Source organism: Pedobacter segetis, from assembly GCF_016623585.1.
GTDB lineage: Bacteria > Bacteroidota > Bacteroidia > Sphingobacteriales > Sphingobacteriaceae > Pseudopedobacter > Pseudopedobacter segetis.
The window spans coordinates 1-13359 of sequence record NZ_JAEHFY010000035.1 but is presented as its reverse complement, the minus strand read 5'-3'; the positions used below and the strand labels follow the sequence as shown (position 1 = coordinate 13359).

Here is a 13359-nt window from a genome sequence, read left to right as displayed (position 1 = left end):
TCGCAATTAACTAAGTTTATACGGGCAGACAAGTTTGTGCTTTCTATGCCATTACAACACAAATTCGCCAATCGTTATATGCCAGCTTAAATCGACATCCGAAAAAAACTATATGAATCAACAGCACTACACGCCAGAGTTTGAGAAAGAATCCTTCCATTGTCCTCATTGTGGAGTATACTCACGACAGATTTGGAAAGAAATCAGCATTTGGAATAACGGCAATCAAACAGTTAATGACTTAAAGATTGCTTATTGTTCGCATTGCAACGACAAATCAATTTGGTTTAATAAGAATATGATTGAACCAAATATTGGGGGCGTTTCTTTGCCAAACCAAGACCTACCACAAGATATTCAAGAGGACTATTTTGAAGCAAGAGATATATTAAATAAATCTCCTCGTGGAAGTGTTGCTCTTCTTCGTTTAGCAATTCAAAAATTATGCAAAGAACTGGGAGAAAAAGGTAAAAATATAAATGAAGACATAGCAGAATTAGTAAAAAAGGGAATGCCTCTGAAAATTCAACAAGCATTAGACTATGTTAGAGTTGTAGGGAATAATGCTGTTCACCCTGGACAAATAGATTTGAAAGATAATAAAGATACAGCAGTAAAGCTTTTCAACTTAATAAATTTGATTACTGACGTGATGATAACTCAACCAAAAGAAGTAGATAGATTATTCAATACTTTACCACAAGGACAAATCGACGCAATCAATAAAAGAGATAATAAAGCCGGCATATAACAGCAAATTTGCACAAAAATGGCTGACGGTGGTTTAAGTTAATTCATCAGTTATTTACTTAATTTGGTCCGGGCTGAAAGTGGTTCTTCAAGTAATGCCATTTATGCGCAAATTTTCAAAACGTTAGCGGTCAGGCTAAGACGACACAATAAACAATAATAGAAACTAAGTATTATGAGCAAACAAAGATTTTTTATAGCGACAAGTGGAAATGACGATGAAGCATACAGAGAAGCAATGCAGTATGCTTGTAAACTTGCTGACAATGACCCAGAAATAAAAAGAGTTGTTTTATTGGTTCACACCAAACAGAATAGGGGTTGGTTCGAAAGGATTTTTGGCAGAGAAATAGAGAAACAATTGTTCAAAGGAACAACATTCAAAAACTGCAGACCTGTTTTTAAGTTTGAAACCAAAAAAACATACAACGACAGCTACACTCCTTCTGAAATTGTTATAACCTGTGGACTTGACAGTGATGAAGTGCTTCCTATTGACGATTTTTATTCTGTAAAAGCGATAATTGCTATACCTTGGCTTGCTGACGGTTTAGACAAATGGGTGCATACTTGGAACCCGACTGAAATAAGAGGAAATCAACAAGCAGTAGCTGCATATCCAGAGCCAACTTGTATTGTAAAAAAAGCTATGCAAGACTTGACTGATAGCATAAATATGTCAACAGGTATTTCCCACCCATCAGACGAAGAACAAGCCAAGACATACATTCTTGCATTGCATAAGTATGAAGCCGAATTAGACGCTGACATTGTTGGTGCTTACCTTGTAAGAGAGCTAAATTGGGACACAGACCATGCAAAAGACATAGAGAAATTAATCAACACTTTGAATAACGGAAAATACTTTCAGGGTGGCAGACGAACAGGACTTCAAAACTATTACAAACAATGGAAATCGGAATGTGAAGATTAGCGAAATCAGATGTGAAAATATAAAACAGACTGTAATAGGCAAACATTGACAAATTAAAATAATGCGCCCAGACCCACTTGACTTTTGGAATAAATACGAGTTAATAAGTAGCTCTAAAAATTATGTGCCGTTAAAAATTAAAAGCAAGGTTTGTAGGTATTGCGATAGGACAGACAAGGAAACAACTTTTAATCAAGATACACATTTAATTCCCGAACTTATCGGTGAAAATGACATTCTGACGTTTGATGAGTGCGACAGCTGCAACAAACTATTCAGCGACTATGAAAGTAGTTTTTCGATTTTTATCCGACCATACATTACACTCTTAGGAGTTAAGGGCAAAAAGAAAATTCCAGCATTTCAATCACGGACAGTTGATAGGAATGAAGAAACTCGAACAATTTTGAAGCACCGAGAAGGAAATCAAAAGGAGTTACATATTCAAACGCTTGACGACTATACAATCAACCCTGACACTAAAACATTTGACATCGTTTTCAGAAAACCGCCTTTCATTCCGCTAAAAATTTACAAATCGCTTTTAAAAATCGGACTTTCGCTTTTGCCTACAGAGTTTGATAACACTAACAAACAGTCTTTCGCTTGGCTTACTAATAGACAAGAGCATTTAGAGTTTATTCATTACGCATTTATCACAACTTTAAAAAGAAAATATTTTGCAACTCCATCTGCTGACTTATATAGGGCAAAAAATTTGGTTAAAGGGAAATCTGAATTTCCCGAGCATATTCTAATACTAAGCTTTGCTAACCAAGTCATACAAATATTTCTTCCATTTTCAGACGAATTAAAAAAAGTTCATAATGAAAAACGAACACTTTCATTGGATTTATTTCCTGCATTTGCCTTTGACAAAATAGAGACATATCAGACTGTTCAGATTAAATATTATAATTTAGGAGTTGCGACTTCGGTGACAGACAATCATCAAATTTCATTCAGTTACCAAGATGCAGAAATAAATATTCCACCAAAACAACATACGAAATGAAAGGACAAAAGGAAGCCCGAACCGCTAACATCACCTATACGCAAGCAGGGGGTTCATGCTACGTAGGACAGGAATGTATAAAATTTAAGTTCAGTTCTTCGCAGGAAGTTCAGTGGTTAAAATCTCTGCCTGCGTATAGCTGAAAACCGTTAGCGGTAAATGTTCCCCAGACGAAACGCATCAGTAAATGAAAATTTCCAGCTTTGCAAACGGACAAATTGAACCGACAAAAAATTCGTCGCCGACCCGAAATTTGGGTTTTAGCCGAAAATAACTGAAATTTAAAAATGGTTTTTAAGCTGACAAACGTTCCAGCCGACCGAACCGAAAATATAATTTAACCTGAACCAATTTTTGACCGACCGGAACACTCAACTGAACGACAATTTCAAAGAGTATTTTGGCCGACAAAACTGAACCGACGAATCTTTTTTAGTTTTTTAAGGACAAGTTGAAAAAAGGCCGACCTAATCGCCGACCAAACTAAACAACCAAAAAACGTGAACACAAAATGGAAAAATTACATCTACCGCTAACAACAGGTTTGCAAAATTGCGGGCGAAGTGCTCTCACTTCCTTCACTTCTTTTTATTCAGTTTTGTGCGGTGCGACATTGGTTCTGCAAGTAATTTCGCAATTTCTCAAACCTGCCAACCGTTAGCGGCAAAAATAAGAAACGACCGAAATTCGCAGATTAAAGGGTTTCAGGAATTAAATAAAGGCGGATGTTTTTAACGGACAGATTTTAAATCAACAGATTTTTTTGGCGAAAACGGGCATTTAAGAAGCAATCTTGTCCGTAAACCGACCTGGAATTTCGACGGGAAATTCGATTTTTTTTAGGAAAAGTCTTTTGAAAATATTTTCAAATGCAGTTGAATTCCTCACGTCTGAGTCTCTTGGAAAGTGAATATGAAATCGACAACGAAAAAATGGAAATAAAGCTTTTAAAAACAAACGACAACCTTGCAAAAGCTGTTGAATTCCTCACGTCTGTGGCTCTGAGAAGTTAATTTTAGAATGGAAAAAAGAATTTCTGCCGCTAACAACAGGTTTAAAAAATTGCGGGCGAAGTGGTTTTACCCCTTTCCGCTTTTTTTATTTAATTTGGTGCGGGCAGACGAAAATCTTGCAAGCAATACCGCAACTTTCCAAACCTGCAAAACGTTACAAGCAACCCTAAAGACAAACAGACAACTATGGAACAAACATTAGACATTCAAACACCAACCGAAAAAATTTACAAGGACAGAGCAATTTGGGTCGGGACATTTCTCGGTGGACCATTAGCCGCTGGTTATTTGATTGCTGAAAATTTCAAAGCATTTAATGACACAGACAAAGCAAAAAAGACTTGGATTTATGCAATCATTGCGACAATTGTAGTCTTTGGAGGTGTTTTTCTTATCCCAGATAATGTTAAAATCCCTAATCAAATCATTCCATTAATTTATACTGCAATTGCTTATTATCTTGTTCAACATTTCCAAGGGCAAAACATTTCGACACATATTAATTCAGGCGGACAATTACATAGTTGGTGGCGGACAATTGCAGTTGGTGTTATTGGACTTGCAATTACAATAATTCCAATTTTCGGTTTTGCTTTATTAACAGACTCAGCAACAAACGCAGAGACTGACACAAAAACTTACGGAATTATGAAGCACGAAATAGCGTTTGATAAAAACAATATTTCAGAAACTGAAGTAAATAAAATCGCTGAAGGACTCACTAAGACAACCTTCTTTGACGAAGCTGTTACAAAATATGTTTATGCAAAAAAAGTAAATAACGACTTTGAAATATCAATTTCTTGCGACAAATCAGTAACAAGTAATGCAGAAGCTTTGCAACCTTTTGTTCAGTTGAGGACTGAATTACAAACATTGTTTCCTGACAACAAAATAGTTTTCAATCTTGTGGTTGACAACCTTGACAATATTGTGAAACGACTTGAATGAAAAGAAGGGCAGCTTGTAACACGGGTTTGGCAAAAGTGGCGGTTCAGTGCTCCGCAGACACATTTGTGGTTAATCAAAGTTTGGTTCTCCGCATCAACATTTGTGGTGAAAATCGCCACCTTCGCCAAGCCCGAAACCGTTATAAGTAACCCTAACCGAACGAAAACTTCTACTCAATCGAACGAAAAAAAGCCCTGCCCTTCTCAAAATAAAAAGAGCTATAATTTTCCAAACCACGAACCCAAAGCACATTATAGCACATTTTATTTTGCCAACCGCACCTAAACCCGCCCACCACCCTGACGTAAAATATTTACTAAAAATTTTGGCATTAGAAACAAAAAAAACTAGATTTGACAAAAATTGGCAACTTAAATATCGAATATGCAAACCATCGGTTCTACATTTAAAAATATACGGGAAGAACGTAAGTTACTTTTGGAGGACGTAACTAAAAAAACAGGCATAAACAAGACTTTATTAAGCAGAATTGAAAATGGAAAACGTTTACCAACAAGAGAACAAGTAACACAACTTGGAATATATTATAAAGCTGAAAAAAACAATTTAATTGTTCAGTGGCTTAGCGACAAAATTGTTTACGAAGTACAAGACGAAGATTTTGCATTGCAAGCAATGCAAGTAGCCGAAGAAAAAATTAAATATGGAACAAACAGGTCCGAACAAACTAATAGTTTTATCTTATCGCTAAACGGAAATAATCAAAAAAGAGAAATTGACGACTTCATAAACAAAGTAATTCAGGGCGACTGCTTAGAAGTTATGCAGTCAATTCCCGACAAATCTGTAAATATGATTCTTTGCGATTTGCCTTACGGCACAACGCAAAACAAATGGGATTCGGTTATTGACTTGCAAAAACTTTGGGCAGAATATGAAAGAATAATCAAAGATGATGGAGCGATTGTTTTGACTTCCCAAGGTATTTTTACGGCAAAATTAATTTTGAGTAACGAAAAAATATTTAAGTATAAAATCACTTGGATAAAATCAAAATCGACCAATTTTCTAAACGCAAAAAAACAACCACTTCGTAAACACGAAGACATTTGTGTTTTCTATAAAAAACAACCGACATACAATCCTCAAATGACAGAGGGAGACGCATACGACAAAGGAATTAGGAAAGACCAGTTTACAGGAAGTTATGGAGATTTCAAACCAAAACACGTAAAAAGTAATGGCGAGCGATACCCAAATGACATTGTGTTTTATGAAGAACAAACTATAGATGATTTCGTGTACGTAAAAACGGCAGAATCAGAAGGAACCGTTTTTCACCCAACACAAAAACCTATTGAGTTGGGTAGATATTTAATCAAAACTTTTACAAATCCTAGCGACATTGTTTTAGACAATGCTTGCGGTAGTGGTAGCTTTTTGCTTTCTGCAATTTTGGAGAACAGAAATTTTATAGGAATTGAAAAAAATGAAGATGTATTATTACACAAGGTAACACCTGTTGATTATATTAAAGTTTGTACAGACAGAATTGAAGAAACATTAAAAAGAAAAGAAGTTGAAGAATCTACATTAAGACTTTTCAAAGAACCAATTGCAGAATATCACACACTGAATTATGAAATTAAATGAAAGAGCTTGGGCGGGTCAAATCATAAGCTGGATTAAACAATCCATTAATGACGGCACTACCATTTTCCAAGATGCTACAAATGATGAAGGACTAAAAGTTGCTTCAGGAAGAACTAAATTTCCTGATGTACTTTTGTTTATAGATAAAATTTCTGGTGTCGTTTTCAACGGTTGGGAACTAAAATTTCCTGATACGGAAGCAGATAATAGCGAAATGTTAGAAAATGCTTTGGAAAAAGCAGAGAGATTGAAATCAGATTCATTTGTTACTTGGAATGGCACAGAAGCAATTATTTGGAAAATATTTGATGATAATTATTCGCTTTCAGGGTTGAAAAAACTAAAAGTTTATCCGAAAGAAAAAGATATAAAAACCAGAAATGATTTAGCAGACAGAAATAATTACAATAAACACGAAGCTAAATTACAAAATAGGCTAAACGAAATATTACACGACTTAGGACAGCTTTATAAAAGTGGAGAACTTAAAAAGGCGATAAATATTTCCTCAAATATTGTTGACGCAGTTTTGGAAACTGCTAATCATTTTGTACCACAACTAAAAAATGAAATTAACGAACTGAAAGGCGATGACAGGACTTTCAGGACAGAATTTAACCAGTGGAAAATTATTGAAAGTGCTACACTTAAAATACTTTCAACTTCATCAAGACGAGTTGAAAAAGTTGAACCCGAAGAAGTTTTAGCGAAGTTCACTTATTACAAGCTAATAGGTAAAGTCCTTTTCTATTTAACGCTTTCTGAAAACTTATCAGGTAAAGTTTCTAAGTTGGAATTGAAGAACAGTGAAGAAGTCCAGAAACAGTTAAACGACTTTTTCAATCAGGCAAAGAAAATAGATTATCAAGCTGTTTTTGAGAGTGATTTTACCGATAAAATCCGTTTTAATGAAACTATAGATGAACTATTATTTAAACTAGTTGGAGTTTTCAATGAATTTGACTTCAAAATTTTGCCGACTGAAGTTATTGGCTACATCTTGGAAAACTTAGTTCCACAAGAAGAAAAACAAAAATTCGGTCAATACTTTACTTCTGAGACTCTGGCAAATCTTGTTACATTTTCTGCAATCAGAAGTAGAAATGATATTGTAATTGACCCAACTTCGGGAACAGGAACATTCTTAAATTCGTTCTATAAAACATTGGAGTTTTTTGGAAATAAAAACCATCAACAAATTTTAAATCAAATTTGGGGTAACGATATTTCACATTTTCCTGCAACTCTTTCAGTAATCAATCTTTACAAACAAAAGGTTGATGATACCGCAAACTTTCCGAGAATAATTCGTAAAGATTTTTTCACGCTAAACCCAACACAAACAATCTCAATTCCGGACAACAAAGACATTGATAAAATCAATCAAATTCCGATACCAAAATTTGATGCAGTTATTTCTAATTTCCCTTTTATTCAACAGGAAGATATTCCGAATGAACTTTTAAACACTCATTTTGAAAGTGAGTTCACCAAAACCCAAACAGCTTTTCTGAATGGCAACAAATTTGACATCAACGGAAAAAGTGATTATTACATTTATTGCTTTTACAACTCTTTGAAGTTCCTCAAAGACAACGGGATTTTATCAGCAATCACTTCAAACGCTTGGTTGGGAAAAAATTATGGTTTACAATTCAAGGAATTTTTGCTAGATAATTTCCATATAAAATATGTTGTAAAAAGCAATGCGGAGCATTGGTTTAAAGATTCTAAAGTCAGCACCATTTTTATCACTCTTGAAAAAGGAGCAAAAAAGGAACCAACGAAATTTATCACAGTAAATAATAAGTTAGAAGTTCTGTTTAAAGATAAATTATTGCAACAATTTGAAGACTTTTATATAGAAGTTGATAATTGTAAAAATCCTCATAATAAGAATTGGAAAGAAAACAGCCAATTCAAAAATGTTTATCACAAAGAAGACGGAACTATTACTGTAAGTATTGTTGACCAATCTCACTTGATAAGTTCTCTTTCTTCGCAAGAAAATTGGGCAACATATTTTGTTAACCAAAATCCGTTAAGTGTTTTTGAAAAGAAACTGATAAATCCTTTTCCAGACCTTTACGACACAGGCAGAGGAACAAGAACAGGTTGGGACGAAATGCACATCATATCCAACAATGAAAACAAAACCTTAAAAATTGAAAAGGAATTTTTGTTGCCAATTTTGAAAACGAGTCAAGAACTTAAAACAATTGCATATAGCAATAAATCGGAGTATAATCTTTTCGTTTGTAAAGAAGACGAAAAAACTTTGAAAGCAAAATATCCGAATGCTTATACTCACATTAAGAAATTTGGAATAACAACTAACAAAACTGGCATTGAATTACAAGAGGTTTTAAAAGTTAGAAAGCCATTTTGGTATTCGCTTGCACCCGAAGAATCGGCAAACATTTTCATTTCATTAAATCCAAGCCAACGATTATTCTTTTCATTTAGCAAGTCGCCTTTGTACCTAAATCAAAGATTGGTAGCAATTCGTGTAAAAAAGACCGATATTGAAATTGTATCGGCTTTGCTTAATTCAATCGTTTCACTTTTGATTGTGGAACTAAACGGAGTTTCAAGAAATTTAGGAGCATTAGATTTGAACGCTGATTTCTTCAAAACTAAAATGAAAATGTTTGACCCAAGTTTGCTGTCTGACAAGCAAACAGAAAACATCATTTCCAAATTCGAGATTTTAAGCAAACGACAAATTCAAGATTACGAAAATGAATACAAACAAAAAGACAGGGTAGAATTTGACGAAGCTATTCTGAAAGCCTACGGCTTCAAAATAGATATTCTGCCTCATTTGTATTCACTTTTAACCGAAACCATTCGTAATCGAGTGGAAATGAAGTATAGATAAAATATGGCAGTAGAGCAAAAAATAAGACTTAACTTTTTAGACATTGATTCGCAGTCTTTCAATTTCTCTGTTTATCGTAAAATTTACGTAGATGGAGATAAGGAAGAGGGAATATTTCGTTATAGACTACCTCAGAATGAAAATGAAAACCCAGACTATGCGGATTATTCAGTTAGTTTTTCCGAAATAGAAAATTATGAAAAATTCAAATGCAAAGAGAATTACAATATAAATCTGACAGAGTATTATTTATATCGTTTACTCTCAGACAGCATAGAAAATCAAAACATAGAACACAAGAAAGGGAAAAAGTTTTTTGATAAAAATATTGATATTTTTATAAAAAAACACATTAAAGGAAATGAGGTAATTTCCCTTATGCCGTATTATCTCAAATCAACAAAGCAATTTGGTTTCCTAATTGACTTTCAATTTAAAGTAAATCAAGACTACTCACTAGATAAAGAAGTGTTAAAACTTAGTTTAAGTCTTGGCGATGATTATCGTTCAAATAAAAAGTATTATTCTGATGTTTTACACAAGATTAGCTCTTTTATAATCTCAACATTTAAGAGAATTTCCATACTGAAAGACACAGAAAACGTCTTTTCCATATCTGAAAAATTGGTTCAACTTTCACCAAAACGACTAAATAAAAAAGTATATCGTTTTAAAGGCGAACAGACAGACCTTTCACAATTTCAAGGAATTAGAAAATATGGAGTATATGAAGGAGTTGAACTGAAAGTAAAATATGTTTTTGTATTTGAAGATAAATTCAAAGACTTTGCTAACAATTTGTTTTTCAGTCTAATTGGAAAAAGTAATCCTGGTACTTTTTCAGGATTACAACAATTTTTTAATCTTCCATTTTCACAACAAACGTTATCAAAAGTTTCTTTAAAAAGCTATTCACAAGTTGATGTATTAACAGCAATAACGGAAGTTGAAATCATTAGAGACCAAAACATTCAAGACAAGCTAATAGTAATTTTTCTCGAACCAAACAGATTTGAAGGGATTCCCGATACCGAATCGCCATATTATCTTTTTAAATTTCACTTAACTAAGAAAGGCATTCCAGTACAGGTAATACGTAATGACCAAACCAATAATGCCAATGCATTAAAGTGGAGCACATCCAATATAGCTTTACAAATTTTTGCAAAATTAGGAGGAACACCTTGGAAAGTTCAACCGACAAAAAACAATTGCTTAATTCTTGGCATTGGTTCTTCGCATGAAAAAGACGAGAATGGAAAAATTAAAAAATTCTTCTCGTACTCCGTTTGTTTAGATTCATCAGGCATTTATAAGAAACTCGATGTGCTGGCAGAAGAAACTACCAAAGAGGAATATTTACAGAAACTGCAACAGAATCTAACGCAATTATTAAGGAGTGAAGATTTTAAACAATACAAAAAATGTGCTTTGCATTTGTCCGAAAGCATAAAAAAAGATGATGTAGTTTCCATTGAGAAATCATTATCAGAAATAAATGGCATCGAGTTTAAGGTTTTAAAAGTAAATGCAAAAAATAAGTTTTTTGGGTTTAGTGACCACAACACAGGTATTCCTTATGAAAGCAGTTACATTAAATTGGCTAATAATGAATATTTAATTTGGTTTGATGGTTTAGTTGAAGGTAAAGAAACGGTATTTCAAAAAGTTGGGAATCCTATTCATATTAAATTTCTTAATACACCCAATGAAGACAAAGAAAGCGATTTAACCTATTTACAAGATGCAATAAACTTATCAGGTGCTAATTGGAGAGGATTTAACGCAAAACAAACGCCGATTTCAATCTATTATGCAAAAATTGTGGCTGATTACACAGCAGTCTTTTCGAAATTTGAGAGTTTTGATAAAGAAATGTTGGCAAATAATTTACCTTGGTTTTTATAGATATGGAAATACGTGAAAATAATATAATTTTTTTATTGGGCGCAGGATGTAGTAAACACGCTGAAATCCCTATTTCACCAGATATGGTAAAAGAAGTTCAGAAATTATTAAAAGATGATAGCGAATGGAAAAAATACACCAATCTTTATAGTTATCTGAGAAGCAGTATAGAATATTCTGAAGGTATATTTGGAAACTTTGGTAACACGTTTAACATTGAACGGTTATTGATTATAATGAGCGAGATAGAGAAAAGGGATAAAAACATAATTTACCCTTTTATTGGGAGTTGGAATTTAAGATTAGCTGAAGTTGCAGGGCAGAATTTTGAAAAAATAACAGAATTAAAGCAACTTATAAAAACAAAACTTCTTGATTGGACAAATCCAAAAGACCTATTTACAAAAGCAGAATATTATAAAGGTTTTAAAAATTTACACTCTGAAATTGGATATTCACCGTTGAGAATATTCTCATTAAATTATGACTTATGTTTTGAAAAAGCAATTGGAGATGATGAAGTAGAACAAGGCTTTGACCCAAAAAGTAATGAATGGCAATATTCCAACTTTGAGGAAATTAGAAAGTCTTTTTGTCTCTATAAGCTACACGGTTCTATAAATTGGTACACAGACAAACACACAGGGCGACTTATGTTAAGCAATCACCCTGTAACAAATCCTGAATTGATTTTCGGAATTGATACAAAACTAAAGTCGACAGACCCATACTTTTTCTACACATCAGAATTCCGTAAATGGTTACTTCATAAAGATTGTAAATTGATAGTTGCAATTGGATACAGCTTTGCTGATGACTATATAAATGACCTTATTTCTCAGTCGTTAATCAATGACAAGAAAAGACAATTGTTAATAGTTATGCCAATAAACACTGACGAATTAGAAAGTAAAAAAAACACATTAGCGACAGAACAGCTAAACTTTAAACACGATTACAACAAACATTGTAACGAACAAGTACACATTCACAATCAAGTTGCAGAGAAATTTCTTACTAATGAAATGAATGCAGAATTTTTAACCAAAAATAATTACATAAAAAATGACGAGGAAGCACCGTTTTAACCCTACGCATTTGGTAGCACATTTGTTTTTTGGCCATCTCACGGACCTTTAAAAAAACAAATAAGCTACCAAACCCAACGCTTAGTTTCTGCTCGAAATGAAAGTTTTTGCAAGTAAGAAACAAAAGGGCAACTTATAACCACAGGTTTGCAAAATTGCGGTTATTGTGCTTTTACTTTCTTCATCTTTTTTATTTAATTTGGTGCGGGCAGAATGAGCTTCATCGGAATAAATCTCCGCAACTTCGCAAACCTGCCAACCGTTACAGGTAATGCTAAAACGACCGAAGTACTGAATTAAAGTTTTCTGACTCTTGTAGTTTGTTATCTAATTAGCTAACTTTGTTTTGTGCAAGAAAAATTTATAAGAGAAATATTTTATTACAAAAACTACTATCTCGACTTCTTTAAAACACTAAAGCCAGAAGTCAAGAAAAAACTGAACTGGACTTTACAGCTCATTTCTACTATCGACAGGGTTCCGAAGAAATTTTTTGACCACATGACAGGTTCTTCTGGAATTTTTGAAATTCGTGTAGAAGTAGGTTCAGATATTTTTAGAGTTTTCTCATTCTTTGACAAAGGAAAACTAATAATCCTTTTGAACGGATTTCAGAAGAAAACCCAAAAGACACCGAAAAATGAATTAGAACTTGCAGAAAAACTTAAAAAACAATATTTCGATGAAAAGGACAAATAATAATCTGACCTCATTTACTGACCATTTGGACGAACAATATGGTAAAACAGGAACAAGCACCAGAGAAACTTACGAAGAAGGTTTTGAAGCTTTTAAATTAGGTGTTATGATTCAAGAACTTCGTAAAGAACAAGGTTTGACCCAAGAACAATTAGCCGAAAAATGTGGTACGACAAAGACGTACATTTCTAGAATTGAAAACAATGCAAGCGATATCCGACTTTCAACTTTAATGAGAATTGTTCGTGAAGGATTGGGCGGACACCTCAGACTTAGTGTGGGTGTTTAAAGATGGCTAAAAGCACTACCTGTAACAACAAGTTTGTACAAAAATGGCTGACTGCGGAAAACTCACTTTCTCCAAATTAATTAAGTTGATGCAAGCTGACATTGGTATTGCTTTAAAGCCATTTCTGTACAAACTTGCAAACCGTTAGCGGTAATGCTATGACAACAGAACAGACCAAAAATATAATCCGACTTTTGACCGACAAAGGTGTTCACTT

Annotated in this window: 11 protein-coding genes; all 11 read left to right on the top strand. The window is 33.6% G+C overall.

All coding sequences use genetic code 11. The features are described from left to right. Nucleotides 1-112: 112 nt before the first annotated feature. The 11 genes from I5M32_RS16135 to I5M32_RS16085 all read left to right on the top strand — a co-directional run bounded on the left by I5M32_RS16135 (nt 113) and on the right by I5M32_RS16085 (nt 13142). Nucleotides 113-751, top strand: coding sequence for a DUF4145 domain-containing protein (locus I5M32_RS16135; RefSeq protein ID WP_200588153.1), 639 nt, complete (start codon nt 113-115; stop codon nt 749-751). Between the two features lie 174 nt (nt 752-925). Continuing rightward, nucleotides 926-1684, top strand: a complete 759-nt coding sequence (locus I5M32_RS16130) for a hypothetical protein (RefSeq protein WP_200588151.1) — start codon at nt 926-928, stop codon at nt 1682-1684. A 61-nt stretch (nt 1685-1745) separates the two neighbouring features. Continuing rightward, entirely contained in the window at nt 1746-2699 is a 954-nt protein-coding gene (locus I5M32_RS16125) for a hypothetical protein (protein ID WP_200588149.1), read from the top strand. 1020 nt (nt 2700-3719) lie between these two features. Then, nucleotides 3720-3914, top strand: a complete 195-nt coding sequence (locus tag I5M32_RS16120) for a hypothetical protein (RefSeq protein WP_200588147.1) — start codon at nt 3720-3722, stop codon at nt 3912-3914. Beyond that, nucleotides 3899-4663, top strand: a complete 765-nt coding sequence (locus I5M32_RS16115) for a hypothetical protein (protein WP_200588145.1) — start codon at nt 3899-3901, stop codon at nt 4661-4663. The genes I5M32_RS16120 and I5M32_RS16115 overlap by 16 nt, the downstream gene beginning before the upstream one ends. A gap of 384 nt (nt 4664-5047) precedes the next feature. After that, complete coding sequence (locus I5M32_RS16110) at nt 5048-6277, top strand: DNA methyltransferase (protein ID WP_200588142.1); 1230 nt, start codon at nt 5048-5050, stop codon at nt 6275-6277. After that, nucleotides 6264-9158, top strand: a complete 2895-nt coding sequence (locus I5M32_RS16105; RefSeq protein ID WP_200588140.1) for an HsdM family class I SAM-dependent methyltransferase — start codon at nt 6264-6266, stop codon at nt 9156-9158. Before I5M32_RS16110 ends, I5M32_RS16105 begins: the two co-directional genes overlap by 14 nt. A 3-nt stretch (nt 9159-9161) precedes the next feature. After that, nucleotides 9162-11066, top strand: coding sequence for a Piwi domain-containing protein (locus tag I5M32_RS16100; protein ID WP_200588138.1), 1905 nt, complete (start codon nt 9162-9164; stop codon nt 11064-11066). Nucleotides 11067-11068: 2 nt separating this feature from the next. Further along, on the top strand, nt 11069-12154 hold the full coding sequence (locus I5M32_RS16095) for an SIR2 family protein (protein ID WP_200588137.1): 1086 nt from the start codon (nt 11069-11071) through the stop codon (nt 12152-12154). Between the two features lie 348 nt (nt 12155-12502). Continuing rightward, nucleotides 12503-12853 (top strand): type II toxin-antitoxin system RelE/ParE family toxin, encoded by a 351-nt coding sequence (locus I5M32_RS16090; RefSeq protein ID WP_200588136.1) that lies wholly within the window; start codon nt 12503-12505, stop codon nt 12851-12853. Beyond that, the gene (locus I5M32_RS16085; protein WP_200588135.1) at nt 12837-13142 is read left to right on the top strand and encodes a helix-turn-helix domain-containing protein; all 306 of its coding nucleotides are present in this window, start codon (nt 12837-12839) and stop codon (nt 13140-13142) included. Before I5M32_RS16090 ends, I5M32_RS16085 begins: the two co-directional genes overlap by 17 nt. Nucleotides 13143-13359 lie beyond the last annotated feature (217 nt).